Source organism: Pantoea conspicua, from assembly GCF_002095315.1.
In the GTDB taxonomy this organism is placed as follows: Bacteria; Pseudomonadota; Gammaproteobacteria; order Enterobacterales; family Enterobacteriaceae; genus Pantoea; species Pantoea conspicua.
Genome location: NZ_MLFN01000007.1, coordinates 64049 through 83383, shown reverse-complemented (window position 1 = coordinate 83383; position 19335 = coordinate 64049). Strand labels below are relative to the sequence as shown.

15 protein-coding genes and 1 pseudogene are annotated in these 19335 nt (G+C 54.2%); 6 read left to right on the top strand and 10 right to left on the bottom strand.

Annotation, left to right across the window (positions count from 1 at the left end; all coding sequences use genetic code 11):
* Window positions 1-2: 2 nt before the first annotated feature.
* Window positions 3-857 (top strand): ABC transporter permease, encoded by an 855-nt coding sequence (locus tag HA41_RS04750; RefSeq protein ID WP_094119801.1) that lies wholly within the window; start codon window positions 3-5, stop codon window positions 855-857.
* Window positions 854-1639: an ABC transporter ATP-binding protein gene (locus HA41_RS04745; RefSeq protein WP_094119800.1), complete on the top strand. Its 786-nt coding sequence runs from the start codon at window positions 854-856 to the stop codon at window positions 1637-1639. The genes HA41_RS04750 and HA41_RS04745 overlap by 4 nt, the downstream gene beginning before the upstream one ends.
* Before the next feature lie 35 nt (window positions 1640-1674).
* Here the strand turns inward: HA41_RS04745 and HA41_RS04740 are convergent, their stop codons facing one another.
* From HA41_RS04740 to HA41_RS04720, 5 genes are read right to left on the bottom strand one after another with little or no spacing between them, the layout of a single operon-like run.
* Window positions 1675-2352 carry an ABC transporter ATP-binding protein gene (locus tag HA41_RS04740; RefSeq protein WP_094119799.1) on the bottom strand — a complete coding sequence of 226 codons (678 nt, stop codon included), beginning with the start codon at window positions 2350-2352 and terminating at the stop codon, window positions 1675-1677.
* Entirely contained in the window at window positions 2345-3175 is an 831-nt protein-coding gene (locus tag HA41_RS04735) for an ABC transporter ATP-binding protein (RefSeq protein WP_094119798.1), read from the bottom strand. Before HA41_RS04735 ends, HA41_RS04740 begins: the two co-directional genes overlap by 8 nt.
* Window positions 3165-4022, bottom strand: coding sequence for an ABC transporter permease (locus HA41_RS04730; protein WP_094119797.1), 858 nt, complete (start codon window positions 4020-4022; stop codon window positions 3165-3167). The genes HA41_RS04735 and HA41_RS04730 overlap by 11 nt, the downstream gene beginning before the upstream one ends.
* Window positions 4019-5071 (bottom strand): ABC transporter permease, encoded by a 1053-nt coding sequence (locus HA41_RS04725; protein ID WP_094119796.1) that lies wholly within the window; start codon window positions 5069-5071, stop codon window positions 4019-4021. The genes HA41_RS04730 and HA41_RS04725 overlap by 4 nt, the downstream gene beginning before the upstream one ends.
* Window positions 5071-6639, bottom strand: a complete 1569-nt coding sequence (locus HA41_RS04720; RefSeq protein WP_094119795.1) for an ABC transporter substrate-binding protein — start codon at window positions 6637-6639, stop codon at window positions 5071-5073. Before HA41_RS04720 ends, HA41_RS04725 begins: the two co-directional genes overlap by 1 nt.
* Window positions 6640-7296: 657 nt before the next feature.
* Between HA41_RS04720 and mgtA the strand changes: the two genes are divergently transcribed.
* Both mgtA and mgtU read left to right on the top strand, forming a co-directional pair.
* Window positions 7297-9999: a magnesium-translocating P-type ATPase gene (gene mgtA, locus HA41_RS04715; RefSeq protein WP_094119794.1), complete on the top strand. Its 2703-nt coding sequence runs from the start codon at window positions 7297-7299 to the stop codon at window positions 9997-9999.
* A 10-nt stretch (window positions 10000-10009) separates the two neighbouring features.
* A complete protein-coding gene (mgtU, locus tag HA41_RS21665) occupies window positions 10010-10096 on the top strand; it encodes a magnesium transporter protection protein MgtU (protein WP_425270639.1) in 87 nt (28 codons plus the stop codon).
* A gap of 45 nt (window positions 10097-10141) precedes the next feature.
* Here the strand turns inward: mgtU and HA41_RS04710 are convergent, their stop codons facing one another.
* The 3 genes from HA41_RS04710 to HA41_RS04700 form a co-directional block, all read right to left on the bottom strand.
* Window positions 10142-10996, bottom strand: a complete 855-nt coding sequence (locus HA41_RS04710) for a PA4780 family RIO1-like protein kinase (protein ID WP_094119793.1) — start codon at window positions 10994-10996, stop codon at window positions 10142-10144.
* 333 nt (window positions 10997-11329) lie between these two features.
* Window positions 11330-11818 (bottom strand): cold-shock protein, encoded by a 489-nt coding sequence (locus HA41_RS04705; protein WP_094119792.1) that lies wholly within the window; start codon window positions 11816-11818, stop codon window positions 11330-11332.
* 310 nt (window positions 11819-12128) lie between these two features.
* Entirely contained in the window at window positions 12129-12374 is a 246-nt protein-coding gene (locus HA41_RS04700) for a DUF2543 family protein (RefSeq protein WP_094119791.1), read from the bottom strand.
* 234 nt (window positions 12375-12608) lie between these two features.
* Here HA41_RS04700 and HA41_RS04695 point away from each other — a divergent pair, with 234 nt between their 5' ends.
* Window positions 12609-14456, top strand: a complete 1848-nt coding sequence (locus HA41_RS04695; RefSeq protein WP_094119790.1) for a YaaW family protein — start codon at window positions 12609-12611, stop codon at window positions 14454-14456.
* 430 nt (window positions 14457-14886) lie between these two features.
* On the opposite strand, the gene HA41_RS04690 is transcribed toward HA41_RS04695, so the two are convergent.
* On the bottom strand, window positions 14887-15579 hold the full coding sequence (locus HA41_RS04690) for a hypothetical protein (protein WP_094119789.1): 693 nt from the start codon (window positions 15577-15579) through the stop codon (window positions 14887-14889).
* Window positions 15580-15813: 234 nt separating this feature from the next.
* Here HA41_RS04690 and HA41_RS04685 point away from each other — a divergent pair, with 234 nt between their 5' ends.
* Window positions 15814-16821, top strand: coding sequence for a hypothetical protein (locus tag HA41_RS04685; RefSeq protein WP_094119788.1), 1008 nt, complete (start codon window positions 15814-15816; stop codon window positions 16819-16821).
* A gap of 172 nt (window positions 16822-16993) precedes the next feature.
* Here HA41_RS04685 and HA41_RS04680 read toward each other — a convergent pair.
* Window positions 16994-19323, bottom strand: a pseudogene (locus HA41_RS04680) (phage/plasmid primase, P4 family).
* Window positions 19324-19335 lie beyond the last annotated feature (12 nt).

The window sequence follows — 19335 nt, the reverse complement described above, 5'->3', positions numbered from 1 at the left end:
CGATGGAGATCAGTAAAAGTCAGCCCGTCACGCCGCCCGCCGCACTGCCGGATGCCCCGAAGCGCTGGCATAATCCGTTGATGGTGCCGCTGAAGCCCGTCGCTATCCGGCTGCGCATCGGGCTCGGCATTGGTTTCTTCGTACTGTTCGTGGCCGTCTGGGCGCTGGTGACGCTGGGTGGCATGGTGTCGCCCACCTTTCTCGCTGATCCGATCACCATGCTTGAGCAGGGCGTGGCGCTGTTCACCGAGTACAACTTTGCGCTGGATATCGGCATGACGGTGATGCGGGTGCTCTCCGGCTTTGTGCTGGCGGCAGTGATTGCGGTGCCGCTTGGCATCATGATGGGCGCATTCAAAACCTGGGAAGCGTTCCTTGAGCCTTTCGTGTCGTTTTGCCGTTATCTGCCGGCGTCAGCCTTTGTGCCGCTGCTGATCCTCTGGGCCGGAATTGGTGAGATGCAGAAAATTCTGGTGATCTTTATCGGATCATTTTTCCAGATCGTCCTGATGGTTGCGGTCACGGTCAGCAGCGCCCGGCGCGATCTGGTGGAGGCCGCCTATACGCTGGGCTGCAGCAACCGGTCGATTGTGCGGCGGGTATTGATCCCCGGCGCGGCACCCGGCATTGCAGAACTGTTGCGGCTGGTGCTGGGCTGGGCCTGGACTTATGTGATCGTGGCGGAGTTGATCGGATCGGAGAGCGGCATCGGTCACATGATCGTCGACAGCCAGGCGCTGCTCAACACCGGCCAGATCATCTTCGGCATCATCATTATCGGCCTGATTGGGCTGCTGTCCGATTACCTGTTTAAGCGGGTCAATCGTCGGCTGTTTGCATGGAGTTACCCGGCATGAAACAGAGCAAACTCAACGTACGCGGCGTCGAACGCTGGTTTAACGGACCCCAGGGCGAGCAAACCCAGGCGCTACAGCCGATCTCCTGGCGGGTAGAAGAGAACGATTTTGTCACTATTCTGGGGCCGTCGGGCTGCGGCAAATCGACCCTGCTACGGATTATCGCCGGACTGGATAGCCCGACGCGCGGCGAAATCTGGCTGGATGGCGCGCCGGTCGACGGCCCCGGCGCGGATCGTGGCATGGTCTTCCAGAGCTATACCCTGTTTCCGTGGCTGACGGTGGAAGAGAACGTCTGCTTTGGTCTGCGGGAACGCGGCATCAGCGTCGCACAGCAGCAGCAGCGCTGTGACTACTATCTGCATCAGGTGGGTTTGCGCGGATTCGCCCGTCACTATCCCCGCCAGCTTTCTGGCGGGATGCAGCAGCGCACCGCCATCGCCCGGGCGCTAGCCAACGACCCGAAAGTGTTGCTGATGGATGAGCCGTTTGGCGCGCTGGATAACCAGACGCGGGTAATGATGCAGGAGCTGTTACTGTCGGTATGGCAGCAGTCACGCAAAACCGTGCTGTTCGTGACCCACGATATTGATGAAGCAATCTTCATGGCCAGCAAGGTAGCGATCTTCAGTGCGCGGCCGGGACGGATTAAGCAGGAGGTAGCGGTTAACTTTGGGACGGAACGTGATTATACCCTGAAAACCTCGCCGGCTTTTATGGCGCTGAAGGCGGAGATTACCGAGTCGATTCGCAGTGAAACCTTACAGGCGCTGGAACACTAAGCGCCGGACGGCAGGCAGGGGCCGTCCGGCAATTGTCAGGCACCGATCTGTTCGATTATGCGCCCCTGCGCCATCCGTACCGCGCGATCGCACATGTGATCGATCACGTCAGGATCGTGACTCACCAGTACCATGGTTAAGCCATCCTGACGCTTGAGATCGTTCAGCAGGTTGAGGATCTCCGCCTGCACCGACATATCCAGCGCCGAAGTTGGCTCATCCAGCAGCAGGATCTTCGGCTGCAACAGCAGAGCGCGGACAATCGCCACGCGCTGGCGCTGACCGCCGGAAAGCTGGTGCGGATAGCGATCGGCCAGCGCCGGATCGAGCCCGACGTGACGGAAGCCCTGATCGATGCGATCGTTGATATTGTCGCGTTTAAGCAGCTTCAGCGGTTCCGCCAGGGTACGGCGCAGCCGGTGACGCGGGTGCAGCGAAGCATAGGGGTCCTGGAACACCATCTGTACTTCCTGACGCAGCGCGCCGGTAAAGGCTTTGCCCGGTTCAGCCTGATGATCTGCTAACTGCATCCGGCCCTGCCAGTGCGGATTCAGACCCGCCAGCACCCACAGCAGCGACGATTTTCCGCAGCCGGAGGGACCCACCAGACCAAAACATTCTCCGGCATTCACCTCCAGGCTGACCTCGTGCACCACGGTGCGTAACTCGTAACCCTGCTTATGGGCGACGCTAAGATCCTGCAACTTAATCATGACTGGCCTCCAGCGCCGCGCGATCCAGCACCGGCAGCACCTGACCGTGGGTCGCTTTGCCCGGACGGCAGGCCCACAGCGTGCGGGTATAAGGATGGGTCGCCCGGGGCAGCTCAGCAGCGGGCAGGGTATCCAGCAGACGGCCTTTGTACATCACCATCACCCGCTCACAGTGTTCCGACACCTGCTGCAAATCGTGGCTGATCAGCAGCAGCCCCATGTTACGCGCCTCGACCAGACCGCGAATCAGCGCCAGCACCTGATCGCGCATCGCATGATCCAGCGCCGAGGTTGGTTCATCGGCGATCAGGAAATCGGGATCGGTAATCAGGGCGATCGCCAGCATTACGCGCTGACCCATGCCGCCAGAGAGCTGATGCGGATACTGTTTCATCAGCTGACGCGGATCGGGCAGGCCGACCGCATCCAGCATCTCGCACACTTTCTCTTTACGTTCGGCACGGCTCAGACGACGGTGCAGAATCAGCGGCTCTTCAACCTGCCAGCCGATGGTGCGGGTCGGGTTAAGGGCATATTTCGGGTCCTGCATCACCATCGCGACCCGGTTGCCGCGCAGCTGGCTCCAGTGACGCTCACTCAGCGTCAGCGCATTTTCACCTGCCACCTGCAACTGCGTCGCCTGCAGATGCAGGGCGGGCGACAGCAGTCCCATCAGGCTACGGGCGGTCAGCGATTTTCCTGAACCGGATTCACCGACCAGCGCCACGCGCTCGCGGCCAATGGTAAAACCAATATTATCGACCAGCAGCGCATCGTCGCTACGGATGGTCAGCCCTTCGGCGTGTAGCAGTTTATCTGGCATGACGGGTATCCAGTCGGTCGCGCAGGCCGTCGCCTGTCAGGTTAAAGGCCAGGCTGGCAAACAGAATGGCGGCGCCCGGTGCGGCGGCGACCCACCACTGGTCGAAGATCACTTTACTGCCTTCGGCCACCATCGATCCCCATTCGGCGGTTGGCGGTTGTACGCCCATGCCGAGGAAACCGAGACCGGCCGCGGCAAGAATGATGCCGCCGAGGCTCAGCGCGGCACGCACTACGGCGGTCGGCAGACAGAGCGGCAGAATGTGGCCGAACATCAGACGAAAGCCGGTGATGCCCTGCATTCGCGCCGCGGCGAGGTAGTCGCTCCGTCGCAGCGCCAGCGTTTCGGCGCGCGCCTGACGGGCAAACGGCGGCCAGCTGGTCAGCGCCAGCGCCAGCGCGCCGTTCATCAGGCCAGGACCGAGAATCGCCACCAGCGCCAGCGCAATCACCAGATTGGGCAGCGACAGGAAGATATCGGTAATCCGCATCAGCAGGCGTTCCGTCCAGCCGCCAACGTAACCGGCGGTAATGCCGATCAGCAGCCCGGCCGGAATGGTCAGCACCAGAATCAGCGATACCAGCAGCAGGGTCGGACGGGCGCCGTAAATCACCCGCGACAGCAGATCGCGGCCAAAGCCGTCGGTGCCGAACCAGTGCTGCGCCGACGGCGCCAGCAGCCGGCTCGACATGGTTTGCAGATTGGGATCGAACGGTGCAATCAGCGGTGCCAGCAGCGCCATCAGGATCAGAATCGCCACCAGCGTCAGCCCAACGGTTAACGAGGTCACGCGTTGACGACGACGGCGTGGCCGCAGCGTTTCGAGTTCAGAGAGTTGTTGCGTCATCGGGTTCTCGGGTCGGTTAACCAGGTTAAAACATCCGCCAGGGTGTTAATCAGAATAAAGCAGCTACCAATCAACAGGGTGGAGCCGAGAATCGCCGGCACATCACCGGAGAACAGGGCATTGGTCATGTAGCGGCCGACACCCGGCCAGGCGAAGACGGTTTCTGTCAGTACCGAGCCTTCCAGCAGCGTGGCGTAGGAGAGGGCGATCACCGTCACCAGCGTGCCCAGCACGTTCGGGAAAATATGGCGCAGCAGGATGCGGACCCGACCGGCCCCTTTGGCTCGCGCCAGTACCACATACTCTTTGCTGCTCTCTTCCAGCAGCGCTGCGCGCAACAGACGGGTAATGCCCGCCATCGCCAGCAGCCCGAGGATCACCACCGGCAGCCAGAGGTGGGCAATGGCGTTGCGGAACATCTCCGGCTCACCCGACAGCCAGCTGTCGATCAGCACAAAGCCGGTTTTCGGCTCCAGGGTATAGACCCAGATATCGTCCAGCCGTCCCGGACCGGCAGACCAGTGCAGCACCGCATAAAACAGCAGCAGGCCGAGCAGGCCGAGCCAGAACACCGGCACTGAATAGCCCAGCAGCGAGATAAAGCGCGCCAGATTATCGATCCAGCTGCCCGGTTTCCACGCCGCCAGCAGTGCCAGCGTCACGCCGAACACTACCGCGAAAATCATCGCGCAGGTTGCCAGCTCAATGGTAGCGGGAAAGGTGGTCATCAGGTCGCTGCTGACGGACTGATTGGTCAGCCGCGACACGCCGAGGTCGCCCTGTGCCAGATGGGACACATAGCGCCAGAACTGCACCAGCACCGGCTGATCCAGACCGAGATCGTGGCGCACCTGGGCGTAGGTCGCTTCACTGGCGTGATCGCCAGCGATCTGCTGCACCGGATCGATCGGCGACAGGTGCGACAGCATAAAGGTAAAAGCGAGCAGGCCAAGCAGGGTGACCAGCAGCGACAGCAGGCTACCGATCAGCCGTCCGCCACGTTGCCAAAAAAGCCGGGCGAACCCGGCTGTCGTCACAGACTGTGCCATTACTTCGTGACCTGCGAGTAATACACCATGTCAGGGTTAATACCCTGGACATAGCCTTTCAGGTTGTCGCGCAGGGCGATCAGATTTTTCGCCTGCATCCCAATCACATAAGGTGAGCTTTTCATCACGTCACGCTGCATCGCTTCATACAGGGCGACGCGTTTTTTCGGGTCGCTTTCTGCCGTCGCCGCAATCACCTGCTTGTTCAGCTCAGGAATGTGCCAGTCGGAACGGAAGGCGATAGTTTTGCTGCCATCTTCCGGGTTATAGGCAAAAGAGGCGGCATTGGTGTTGGGATCGAAATAGTCGGAGCCCCAGGCGTTCAGCGTCGCTTCATACTTATGCGCTTTGACGTTGGTGGAAACTTCGGAGCTCAGACCCGGCACCACTTCCACTTTCACGCCACCTTTGGCAAAGCTGCCCTGCAGCGCCTGGGCGATATCGAGGTAAGGCGGCTGGTTGCTGGTAGAGAGTTTGAAGCTGACGTTGCTCAGGCCCGCTTTCTTCAGAATCGCTTTGGCTTTTTCCGGATCGTAGCTGTAAGGCGTGTCATTGAGCGCGCCGAGGAAGCCTTTCGGCAGAAAGGTCTGGTGTACGTCGAACTGGCCTTTCAGCAGCTCATTGGCGATACCTTTGTAATCCCACAGGTAGCGTGCCGCTTCCCAGAACGCCGGGTTCTTCAGCGTGTCGTTGGCACCGATGTTGAACTGAATGTAGTAGAGCGAGGCCATTGGAATCGCTTCGGTCTTCACGCCCGGTTTACCGTTCAATGCTGCAATCTGGTCAGCACCGAGGTTACGGGCAATATCGGCATCACCCTGTTCCAGCAACAGACGACGCGCCGCCGGTTCCGGCACGTTCTTGATCAGGATGTTCTTCATTTTTGGTGCGCCAGCCGGCGAAGTCGGGTTCGCGCTCAGCAGCACCACCTGATGCATCACCACTTTACGGATCTGGTACGGGCCGCTGCCGGCAGAATGGGTTGCCAGCCAGCCGTTACCAAAGTCACCGTTCTTCTGATTCGCCATCGCGGTTTTCTCGTCGATAATTGACGAAACCGGTGCTGACAGCAGGCTCAGCACATAGGTCGGGCTGACATTAGCGGTCCAGCTGATCTGCACATGGTTGTCATCGATCTTCTTCAGGAAGCCATCAACGTTATCTTTGGTCCAGCCCAGCTGGGTGAGGATGAAAGAGGGATCGAGGTTCAGTTTCACTACCCGGCCCAGCGAGAAGATGACATCTTCCGGACGCAGTGGATTACCGGTGGAGAATTTCGCATCTTTACGCAGTTCAAAGGTCAGGCTGCGGTTGTCGCTGCCGGGCTGCCAGGAGGTCGCCAGCGTCGGCTTCAGATCGACCGGATTTTGCGGGTCAGACTGGACCAGACGCTGATAAATATTGGTGAAGGCCTGTACGCTGGTGAGTTCAAAACCTTTGGCCGGATCGAAGCTATCGGCATCGTCAGTAGACTGTGCAATCACCAGCGTATCTTTTGGTGTCGCAGCCTGCGCAGAGAAGGCGGCAGCCAGCGTCAGCGCCAGCAGTGATGGAATTATAGTTTTCATGAAATTTCCTTGCCTTAAAAAGTTACGCGAGTTTACGAAAGGGCCGATGCGAAGAATAGTCGAATATGGGCTAATCATATGCCAAAAAGGCATAAGGGTAAGGTTGTGGTTATAAGAAGGTGACGTAGTTGTTAAGCCGCTGCGGCTTTTCCAGAAACGGCACCTCAACGAAATGATAAATTCTATTATTCCCGCTTTACCCTTACCTTCCTCTCTTTATAATAGCGTCAAATTATTTCTGGAGAATTCAGTTGGACAGTCACCCTAAATTTATTTTTATTCTGGCAAGCTGAATTTTCTTCTCTGCTTGCCAACCGGCGGGCAGCAATCCTCTCTTTTCGTCACGGTTGCGCTCCTTATTTATCACCCTGTTAGCTGAGTGAGTGCGCATTATGTTTCTGTTTATCTTGGCTCTTTTCCCTCCACCTCGTCTGGCGTAGCCCAGGCTACGCCCGATCGCCGCTCTCTGACTGATATTACGTTGCGCTAATTTCGCGCCGCGTGAATTTCTGCACCCTATTATTTCTGAACAGAGGAGGGATATATGGACGATCCCGCAAGGTTACCCATTTAAATAACCCGGCACCGCCAGGTCTTCTCCGCATGCCTTATTGGGCGTGCAGGACAACTATCGCTTTAAATCAGGGAGATGTCGAAATGAGCGACATGAAACTGGAACAGGTTGCGATCAAATCTGACGCCAACCGCACAACCAAAAAAACTCAAAAACTTTTCGCGATTGCCCGTGAAGCGGGCCAGCCTGTCGACGTCACGCTGGCGAACCTGCGTAGCGATCGGGACGGCCTGACTCATACAGAAGCGGCGGCCCGCCTGGCGCTGTATGGCCCGAATGAGGTTGCCCATGAAAAAGCGCCACCGGCACTGATTCAGTTACTGATGGCCTTCAACAATCCGTTTATTTACGTCTTACTGGTGCTGGCGCTGGTGAGTCTGTTTACCGACTATCTGCTGCCGCTGCGGGCTGGTCAGGAAACCGATCTCTCCGGGGTGATCATCATCACCACTATGGTGCTGCTGAGTGGTCTGCTGCGCTTCTGGCAGGAGTTTCGCACTAACCGTGCGGCGCAGGCGCTGAAGTCTCTGGTGCGCAGCCAGGTCACGGTGCTGCGGCGCGAAACCGCCAGTGACACTGCGCAGCGTCATGATGTGGATATGCGTGAACTGGTGCCGGGCGATGTAATTCTGTTGAGCACCGGCGATCAGGTGCCTGCTGATGTCCGGCTGCTGAGTGCGCGTAATCTGTATGTTAGCGAAGCGGTGCTGACCGGTGAATCGCTGCCGGTAGAGAAACAGAGCGGCAATCTCGCCGTCGATCCACAGGGCAAAACCCCCCAGGAGTTGCTGGCGCTCAATAACATTTGTCTGATGGGCACCAGCGTCGCCAGCGGCACGGCGAGCGCGGTGGTGGTGGCGACGGGCGGTGAGACCTGGTTTGGATCGCTGGCCGCCTCGCTGACCGGAAGCCGTCCGCAGACCGCTTTTGATCGCGGGGTTAACAGCGTCAGCCGGTTACTGATTCGCTTTATGCTGGTGATGGTGCCGGTGGTACTGCTGATCAACGGCTTCAGCAAAGGCGACTGGATGGATGCCACGCTGTTTGCGCTGGCGGTGGCGGTCGGCCTGACCCCGGAAATGTTGCCGATGATTGTCAGCGCTAACCTGGCCAAAGGCGCGATTGCGATGTCGCGGCGCAAAGTGATCGTTAAGCGGCTGAACGCCATTCAGAACCTGGGCGCCATGGACGTATTATGCACCGATAAAACCGGTACGCTGACCCAGGATACCATTCTGCTGGCCCACCACCTTAACCCGGTGGGGAAGGAAGATGGAGAGGTGCTGTTGCTGGGATGGTTAAACAGCGGTAGCCAGAGCGGCGCGAAAAATCTGATGGATCGGGCGGTGCTGATGGCGGGCGACAAAGTGATCTCCCAGACCCGGCGCAGCCAGTTTCATCTGGTCGATGAGCTGCCGTTCGACTTCGAGCGCCGCCGGGTTTCGGTGCTGGTGGAAGATCTCGCATGCCATCGCTCACTGCTGATTTGCAAAGGCGCAGTAGAAGAGATGTTGGCGGCGAGCAGCGCTATCCGCCAGGGCGAAGCGATCGTTCCGCTGGATGACCGCCTGCGGGCGGAACTGCTGGCGCTGACCCAACGCTATAACCAGCAGGGCTATCGGGTATTGCTGGTGGCGACGCGCGAAGGCGATTTGCAGGCGCCGCTCAGCCACAGTGACGAACGGGAGCTGACGCTGGAAGGGCTGCTGACCTTCCGCGATCCGCCAAAAGCAAGCGCCGGTAAAGCGATTCAGGCACTGCGTGACCACGGCGTGGCGGTGAAAGTGCTGACCGGCGATAACCCGCTGGTCACGCTGCGGGTCTGCCAGGATGTCGGGCTGCGTGATCCGGCAATGCTGACCGGTGATCAGATTGATGCGATGGACGATGCGCAGCTGGCGCAGGAAGCAGAGCGATGCACGCTGTTTGCGCAGCTGACGCCGCAGCAGAAATCCCGCGTGGTGCGCCTGCTGCAACAGAATGGTCATACCGTGGGCTTTCTCGGTGATGGCATCAACGACGCGCCGGCACTGCGGGCGGCGGATACCGGTATTTCTGTCGACAGTGCGGCGGATGTGGCGAAAGCCTCGTCGGATATTATTCTGCTGGAGAAAGATCTGCAGGTGCTGGGTGAGGGCGTGCTTAAAGGACGCGAAACCTTTGGCAATATCATCAAGTATCTCAACATGACCGCCAGCTCGAACTTTGGCAACGTGTTCTCGCTGCTGATCGCCAGCGCCTTTATTCCGTTTCTGCCGATGCTGTCGATTCATCTGCTGATTCAGAATCTGATGTATGACGTCTCCCAACTGGCGCTGCCGTGGGACAAAGTGGACCGTGATTTTCTGCGTCAGCCACGCAAATGGGATGCCGGTAACATCAAACGTTTTATGCTGTGGATGGGTCCAACGTCGTCGATTTTTGATGTCACCACCTTTGCGCTGATGTGGTTCATCTTCGGGGCCAACCACGCCGGTGTGCAATCGCTGTTCCAGTCCGGCTGGTTTATTGAGGGGCTGCTGTCTCAGACGCTGGTGGTGCATATGCTGCGCACCCGCAAGATTCCATTTATCCAGAGTCGCGCCACCTTACCGGTGATGCTGACCACGCTGGCAATAATGGCGTTGGGGATTGCGATTCCGTTCTCACCGCTGGGCGCGATGGTCGGGCTGGTGCCGCTGCCATGGCAATACTTCCCGTGGCTGGTGCTGACGCTGTTCAGCTATTGCCTGGTGGCGCAGGGCATGAAACGTTTATATATCCGCCGCTTTGGTCAGTGGTTCTAGGGAGGCGACGATGAAAAATAACCGGATTGATAAGGTATTTGTCGGCGTGATGATCATCGGCTTAACGCTGATTGCGCTGACGGTGATCGTGCGGTAATTGAGAGGCAGTGAGGCGACTCGCTGCCTTTTTTTATTGATGCAGTTACTCTTCGTCGCGCTCACGGCTGGCGCGCTGACGCTCGTAGTATTCATCTTCTGCAGTGATGATCTCATCCAGCAGCGAATCCATATCGACCACGCGCTCCTCTTCCACAAACTTCCCGGTAAGCGGTGTTTCCGGCGTCAGCTTGCCATCTTCATACAGCAGCCAGATCTCTTTGGCATAGCGGGTCTGCAACAGCTGCGGTGCGAACTGACCGTAGTAGGCGGTGATATTGTTAACATCACGCTCGAACATCGATTCGGCATGGTTGTTGGCTGCGGCATCAACCGCCTGCGGCAGGTCGATAATTACCGGACCCTGGTCATCAAGCAGCACGTTGAACTCTGATAGATCGCCATGCACGATACCGGCACATAACATGCGCACGATATTGCGGATCATGGTGTGGAAATCCGTGACCGCCTGCTCTTCAGACAGGGAGACATCGCTGAGACGCGGCGCGACCGAGCCATTGGCGTCGGTTACCAGCTCCATCAGTAACACACCGTCAATGCAGAGATAAGGCTGCGGCACGCGCACACCGGCATTCGCCAGCCGGAACAGCGCATCCACTTCAGCGGTCTGCCACGACTCTTCCTGCTGCTTGCGGCCGAACTTCGAGCCTTTCTGCATCGCACGCGCGTTACGGGTGTTACGGGTTTTACGTCCTTCCTGATACTGCACTGCCTGCTTGAAGCTACGCTGCGTGGCTTCTTTATAGACTTTGGCGCACTGGATCTTGTCACCGCATAACACGGTGTAGACGTCAGCTTCTTTGCCACTTTTCAGTCGCTGAAGCACGTCATCAATCAGGCCATCATCGACCAGAGGCTGGATTCTGTTTGGGATTTTCATGCGGCTTTATACCTTATTTCAGCCCCTTTTCGTATCAATAACACCAACGGCGATAATAGAAAAAAATTGGCAACGTCTAAAGGAAGTGTCTAATTCTACCCTGGAAAAAGGTTTTAGGAAGGTGATCCTTTCTCGCTTCGGCTGATAGCGATGGTTTTCTCTGAAGCAGCGGTTTCAGTGGCGTTGGCGGGCGGGCTGACCGGGGAAGCACTGAGGCTAAAACATTTCAGAACAGGGTGAGGCGTAGCGGACGGGACGTAATGCTTCACAAGGTCGGGAGTGGGATGGCGAAATCCTGCGCGGGCCAGGGGCAGGATTTCGACCAGCCAGGGTTTACTTCAGACCTTTGAGCAGCTTCACCGTGCTCTCGATGTCGATCTCATCTTCGGTGAAGATTAAGGTCGAACCCTGGAAGGTGGTGATTGCCAGCTTCTTCAGTGAACGCATTTCACCGGGCTTCACGTCTGATTTCGGGCGGATATTGCTCAACAGCACGCCTACCGACAGCACCGGATTCTCTTTATCAATGCGGGTGTCGACCGGCACTTCTTCGCTGTAGACCAGGTAAGATTTGATCGCAGTGATCTTGATGCGCTCACCCGCGATAAAGATGTATTTGCTTTCCGGCACCACTTTCACCGCATAGGCCGACAGGCCTTTGTTATTGGTGGTGGGTTCAAATGTCACCGCAGCATCTTTCTTGATCAGATCAGGGTTGGCGACCTTAATCACATGAAAATAGCGGTTCTCACCGTTTTCATCTTTGATAAAACCAAAACCCTTTTCTTTGAACCAGGTTGTGATTGTTCCGTTCATCGCCATTACCGCCTGTTTAATCGTTTATCTACTCAGTTTTTTACAGCGCGCAGTGTAATGCACAATGCCTGCGCAGACTATATCAGTGTGAATGATAATTTCTGACCGGTAAGAGAGCAATCCGCTGACGCGTTGAACGGTATCGGGGTAATCGCGGGTCCGTGTTGTTAAAGCGGTCACGATGAGTTGGCCGGAAGAGAAATGGGGAAGGGCGCGGGAGATAACGCTGGCGGTGCGGTTATGGCGCAGGAAGTATGATCCGGGCGGGTAAGGTCACTATCGTCACCTGCTGACCGCCCGGCGCAAGCGGGTAAGGTTACTCGTTACCCCATTGGTTGAGGAAGGTCGCGATCTCATCGATACGCTCAGCATCGATGCCCGCTTCCGTGGCCATCTCCTGCTGCGACTCTTCACTGATCTCCTCGTTATTCATCAGACGCGTGATCAGTAACTGGAAGTAGTGCGCCAGCGGTGTGCGTTCTGCATCGCTCACCGGCTTAGCGGATTCGGTCGCATACTCATCTGCGACGTCATAGTACTTGAGAGGAATGTCGTTAGTCATAAAAAGTCCGCTAAGTTGAAGTGCTGGTCAGTGGCTGCCTGCGCTCAATGGCGTAAGTAGCGGGGTTATTATTTCGTGTTTAGGCGGGGGCTGTAAAGGTGAGATCGTGAAGAGTAACATGCGCGGAGCAGGTGCAGCTGATCACTACAGTGAGTACGGAGTGAACGATCAGTGTATTAATGAGATATTCATTTTTTAATAGATTGTGGTGATGAACATGGCTGGGGTGTTGTGATGAGCGAGATAGATATCAAGGGTGATGAGGCTCTGGTTAAACTGCTGCTGAACGCGGATAAAGGCGATATAGATCTGCTGATTGATTACATCACCAACACGGGTAAGTTTGGTTTTTCCATGTCGAACAGCGTCAGGAAAGTATTGCAGGACGCCAAACTTTACGATGAGCCCGATGATGAAACATTGCGTTTGCTTGTACGAGAGTTACAGTATTTTGGTGGTAATACAGTTGTGAATCTGTTTCGTCGCAATGGTGTGAGCTATAGTGAAATTGTAGATGACGTTGCTGCACATCTAAAAATTAAAGCCCCTGTCGCCGCTTCCGTAGCAGAAAAAGAAGCGCTGATTATTGACGGTGTGTTTGCCTCGACATGGCAAAAAATGTCGGATGATGAACGTAGCCAGATCCTGCGTGATATTGACATTAGCTCCCTGGTCAGTATGGATATCCCCGTCTGGCAGAAAGCGGCATTAGTCGCCAACGGCCTTGCACAAACTACAGCAGGTAAGGTATTACCTTTAATTGCGGGACTTGGGATCGGGCGTGTTTTGGGCATTTTAACGGGGCCGGTTGGCCTGGCTATTACAGGTCTGTATACCGCCTATGATATCTCTAATCCGGCATTTCGAGTGACACTGCCCTGCGTGGTGCAAATAGCCTGGATTCGCTTAAAAAATTCCCGCCAGTTCCGACTTGCCACACAATCATCAGCACCCAAAATGCCAGCTTTCACCTTCGAGCAGCGCTGGGGTTTTGGATATGATGTTAACCAACCTGCGCTTACGGTTTCGACAATTCAACCTTCACAAATTACTGACACGGCTGCGATGCAGGAACAGGGCATTACCGCTATTTCACGCCTGAGTCCGCTGTTGCAGATGCTACCCTCACTGGTTACGTCTGCACACATTTCCAGTCATCAATATATGGAAGTCATCATCAATGGCTCTCTGGCGAATGTAAAAGACGGCACAGGGTTTCGTGGATTTAGTATGGGTGAGAAAGGGATCAAAGAGCATGCCGTTCTGCTAAATCCGGATAAGTTCCTTCAACTTGTTAACGCTGGTTTACTGTTAAATGTTGCGTCTGCTCTGTTAGCGCAAAAGCATCTGGCGGATATCAGCAAAAAATTGACGGAGATTATTGAGGCGGTACGTGAGGTCTCAGCATTTCAGACCAATGCACGTAAGGCGGAGATCATTGGAGCCATTCAGTATTTGCAGCAAATTACCCCTGTTGTTTTTGAGGAGAAATGCTCTCCTGCAATACGTCAAAAACTCGAGGATATAGAAGTCCAGTTTTCCGCCGTGCAGGCACATTTACTGACTGATATTTTTAATGCCGGCGACAAGATTTTGAAGCTTAGAGAACGTGGACTCTTTAGCAGTACGGAAATTACAAATAAGATCCAAATCGAACAAAAACTCCTTAATGAACGAATCCATGAATGGGACCTGGCGATGAAGGTTCGTGCGCAAGCGTTGCATCTACTGACCCATACCGAAGGGAATACAAAACTCGTGAGTCAGCGCCAGCAAACTATTGTTCAGAACTATCAGCAGTTTGAGAATATTATTGACAAAGTTGAGCGTCAGTTAGAACAGAGAATACAAAACATCACTGCGTTGGCAGAACAAAGCAATACCACCAATGCTAATAAAGTATTACTGCGGAAATGGACAATAACGACCTTATTGCCACAAAAGGTAGCAATTGAAGAAACACAAATTTCTTTTGAGCGATTTCAACAAGCATTGTTATCTGAGCAACCACAATCGGCACGTTTACTGGTAGAAGTGCAGGGCGGTAAACCAGTTAAGTGTTTTGAATTGCCGCTGGCTTAATTCATTCATCTTCATCTGAATGAGTAATTTAATGGAAGAACGCATTATTTCGATGAAAGAGTGACTACGGTAATCTTTCATCAGTGAATGGAAAAATGGAGCAGATCATCATGCGTCTTATCTCACTGACACTTGTATCTGAAATCGAGGATATGTCAGGGCTTATCAATAAGCTAAAGAAGGTTCGGGATTAATTAGTTTCCTTCAGACTTCTCAGGACAAATTGAGAGCAGAAAAGAGTCCGCATGGCTTGTGCCATGCGGACTCTTAAGGCTTGATTGGATGGCTCTGGTTATCACGCTGGCGGAGTCTGAATAAGAAATATAAGATAATGAAAATAAAGTGTTTTATTCAATTCACTTTTCCTTCGTATACCTAAACGTATACCAATTCAGGAATGTAACAGGTTTAAACTTGAAATCTATCCATCTTATTTCATTAGCGAAATCGCTGATTTTATGTACTCATCATGAGGTTTGAACCTCGACATATGCCGCACGCACACAACAGGAACCCGTTGGCCGTGGAATTTAGCATAAAAGGCGTAAGTGGTGTAATACCCTTTAGGATGTGAATACTTCAATGTACTTACGTCGCCAAAATGTTTGAGCAATAAGCTGGCAGCGGACAATGAAGATAAACCATTGCTATAAGCGATGATTACTTCTGGATTGCAAAGGGGCAGCGTTACATTCTCAAAGAATCGCATAGAATTTATCGTAATCTCTTCTAAAGATTGATTTTTCGCAAGCGCTTCTACTTTTAGTGATGCTGCATTCTTTGAACACATCATGAGAGCATTGGTATAAAGGACATCCTGCCAATCATAGCCAAGCCCCGCTGGAATCTGTTGCAACCGCTTAGCAAGGTGAGTTATCCCCCACGCCCCTTCGATCCCGTTTTGAACATTAGATATGTAGGGTGATTCGAAATCCTTTTCGATGGATTGGGCATTGGTGATATGGGCATCAACGAGTGAGCCGTTGAATCCCATTATAATCACGCGTTTTCTTTGTGGTGGAGAGGCTAAAAGTTGAAACGAACTATCGTAAGGTCTTCCCGGCAGATCACTCAAACCGAAGTTTGCTAAACCGTCTAAGATAAATTTCTTTGTAGCTTCCATCTGAGTCATTCCATCTCGAATCATGCATTCATGATACGGAAAAAATTTTTTTGGAAATCAATCGTTCACACTGTTCACCTTTGTTATTTATCCATATTATACAAGGGGGTGACTGATGACGAATCAATGTAGGGAGAGTGAAATCATTCACTGTGGGTGAAGCATGGGCCTAAAACGGTTAGTGACGGTTATAGAAAGTGTTGAATTGAGTTTTAATTATAATTTGGAGTATGTATGAGTAAGAGAGATTTGATTTCTGAAATAAGGGAAAAAAATGAAAGATCCAACGATAAGTATCTTCACGGACATTTGGAAATTTACAGCCTAAAGATGTTACTGAATTCAACGGATAATACAACAGCACTTTCATTAATTATCATAGGTATTGCGTCATGTATTGAAGTTAGTGTGAAGGAGGCTATAAAAAAATTAGTTGATTCAGGGGAGCCATACCTTACAAACTCTGAAGGTTTAATTCAGAAGTTTGATTTCTCATTAACTAAAGCATTAAGTAAAGGCTATATAACCTTTGGGGATTTGGTATCTCATTCAGTGTCTGTCAGTAAGTTGGAAAATATATCATCCCATTTCGAAAAGCTACTATCAACTGATAAAACTAAATTGAAGTTTGACTCGATTATTTCAGGGGTTCAACCGTTTGTTGAGCCTGATCTTTTTGATGAAAATAGTGATGAAGATAATGAGCGTAATGAAAAAAGAGGTTTTATAATTACTGATTCGGTTAAGATTCTCAGTGATATTGGCAATATTTTCGAGACTAGACATATTGTTGCTCATGAAGCTAGTTTTGATGTGGTTGATAAAGAAAAATTAGAGGGTTACATCCAAAGTGCTCAGTTGTTTTTAGATGCTTTGTTCGAATTGGTAGAGCAAATAATTAATCCCGGTGTTTCAAGGCAAGGCATTAATTCATCAATTCAACATAAGATTGAAGCAGGTAAAATTTATCTTGCATGTCAAGATTTACAAAATGTTATTGGTGACAAAATAACTTTGGTAAGAGAAGATGGGGTTAAATTAAAAGCCTTATTTGATAAATCAGTTGAATGCTTTGAAAGTTATCATGAGGCGGAGTCTAATCTTCGGCTCGAGTTGCATGGTTTATTAACCGGAAATGCCATGAGGAATATAGAAGCTCATGCTACTTGCTTAATTTATACAGATAGAATTAAATATCTTGAAGATCTGCTTGAAGCTGTAAGTTTTCATTTGGATGAGTGAAGGTCATTTTAAAATTAATTAATATTCTATCAGAATGAATTTCTTAATTTCATCCATTTTGTTTTCATTAAAAATGGATGCGGTAAAATGATCAACGGTGCTTTGAGGAGACGAGTTTCCTTAACTACAGGAAGTCTGATTGTAAAAACCGGCTTTCGCCGGTCTTGGTTAGTTATATAGCGGTGAGATCATCACACTTTGGCAGCCAGTCGGTGCTGCTTTCTTCCGTCAGGTCAAGATTCGTCTGCATACCCAGCTTTGTACGGCGCTTCATGTAGTGCTGTCCGTACTCCCGCATGATGCTCTCCAGCGACAGGCCAAACATCTTCATGCTGAGCGGATTCTTATAGCCGTTGGCATCCATATAGGCCAGATAGGCGTGATAAAGGTAACGCCTGGGCTGAAGCGGCCTGATACTGGCGTTCCCCATATAAAGCGCGTTTGGCTCCGGCGTGGTGAACAGGTAGCCGCAGAAGTCCACCATCGGGTCCGCATCGCGCTTAATGCGCATCGCCTCGTCAGAGTTCTGCTGCGACTGAAGCAGCGATCGGGCCTGCTGCGGCTGGCTGAACTGCTGCATCAGCTGGCGCACGATAACGGCCAGCTCACCGCTGATTTTTTCCTTCAGCTGCGGGTCGCGCTCGTCTGCCGGGATAATTTCCGGGAAGTGCAGTATCACCCGGCGGCGCGACACGCCCCCGCTGCGGTCGGTGAAGCGCATCGGGTTGTTGTTCACTGCCAGAATCACCGCCGGAATGTGGGTCGAATAGGCGTCGCGGTACTTCGGGTCCACGGAGACCGCATCGCCGCCGGTGATGGCCTTGATGCCCGCGCCATCGCCGCTCCATTTTCCTGATCGGGCAGTATAATCAGCGAATACCCAATCACCGCCGCGCGTTCGCGTGACGACTCCAGAGTTTCAATGGTGGCTGAGGTGGTGTTGTCCGTTCCGGCCAGCATGGTGGCGATTTCTGCCATGATGCTTTTACCGCTACCGCCGGGGCCGGTGACCTCCAGAAACAGCTGCCAGTCGTAGCGGTTCGCAAGCACCATAAACAGCGCGGCCAGAATAATATCGCGTTTGGCCGGGTCGCGTCCGGCGGCGCGGTCGAGCCACTGCCAGAAGTGCGGCGCGTGGTCTGCCAGCGTTTCACCCTGAACGGGCTTCGTGTAGTCCACCTCGCTGACCGTGCGCAGCCAGAAGTCTTTACTGTGCGGGCTGAAGCTGCCGGTGCGGGTATCCAGTACGCCGTTACGGAAGCCAATCAGACGGCGCGCCGGGTCGGCCTGCTGCTGCAGCATCAGCTTCAGCGTGTCCACCACGCCCGAAATCTTGCCCGCCGAAAACGGCGCGCGCAGGCGCTGAAACAGCTTTGCCACGTCGCGCTCGAACTGCTTCCCGGAAATCACCTTCCACGCGCCGGAACGGTAGCGGGACAGAATTTCCCCGCTGGCGTCCACGGCCAGCGCGCTGCGGTAGTGCTCCGCCACGCGTTCCGCCTTTTCACTGGCGCTCATGGCCGAAAATTCCGCCTCACTCATCACGTCGAACGGACTGGCGGCGGGCGGCGTGGCGGCTTCGGCCAGCGCCCGCCGGGTGCTTTCCTCACCGTGCTGCATGAAGGCGTCATTCCAGTCACCGAACACCGGCGGCAGGGCCACGGCTGCGCGGCTGGCTTCGGCGGCCTGCTTTGCTTTAGCCTGGCCGTCGCCGTTCAGGTCGCGGTCGGCGGCAATCAGCAGCGGCAGCGCGGCGTGCTTTTCACGGGCAAGGCCAGCCAGAGAAAGGAGGTTCACGGACGACAGGGCAATCCACACCTCATCACCGGTCAGGTTGTGCACCGTCAGGCCGGTGGCGTAGCCCTCCGTCAGCCAGATGCGCGCTGCCGGTTTGCCGGTGCTGAGAACGTGACTCGCGCCTTTGACCTGGCCGCCCTTCAGCGTGCGCTTCTCGCCCGCAGCGTTAATCAGCTGTACGTTCACCAGCTTGCCTCCCATATCGTGCAGTGGAACGAGTAAGTCACCGGCATGATAGGCCGTGAGCGCGACTTTCTGCGGCTTCGTCAGCGTCAGGCAGGACTGCTCCGGCCAGCCCTTACGTGACAGGTAGGCGTTGCCAGTTGCCTGCTGCGCGGTGCTGACCAGCTGCCGGGCCTGCTTCACGGCGGCGGCGCGTGCGGCTTCGTTATCTTCGCCCGCGCTGGCGACAGGCGTGCTGTCCATCGGTGGCAGGCTGCCGGTCAGGCCGTTTACCCGCGCGGCGGCTTCGGTCAGGCTCAGTGAGAGGGCCTTTTTCACCAGGTCCATGCCGTCACCGGCACCGCACTGATTACAAATCCACGTGCCGCGTCCCTCCTGGTCGTCAAAGCGGAAGCGGTCGGTTCCGCTGCATACCGGGCAGGAGGTATGGCGGTTCTTTACCACCTTCACGCCCAGCGCGGGCAGGATGCGGGGCCACTGGCCCCGCGCGGCTTTTGCCGCGTCTGATACGGTCATTTTCATTGTTGTTTTCTC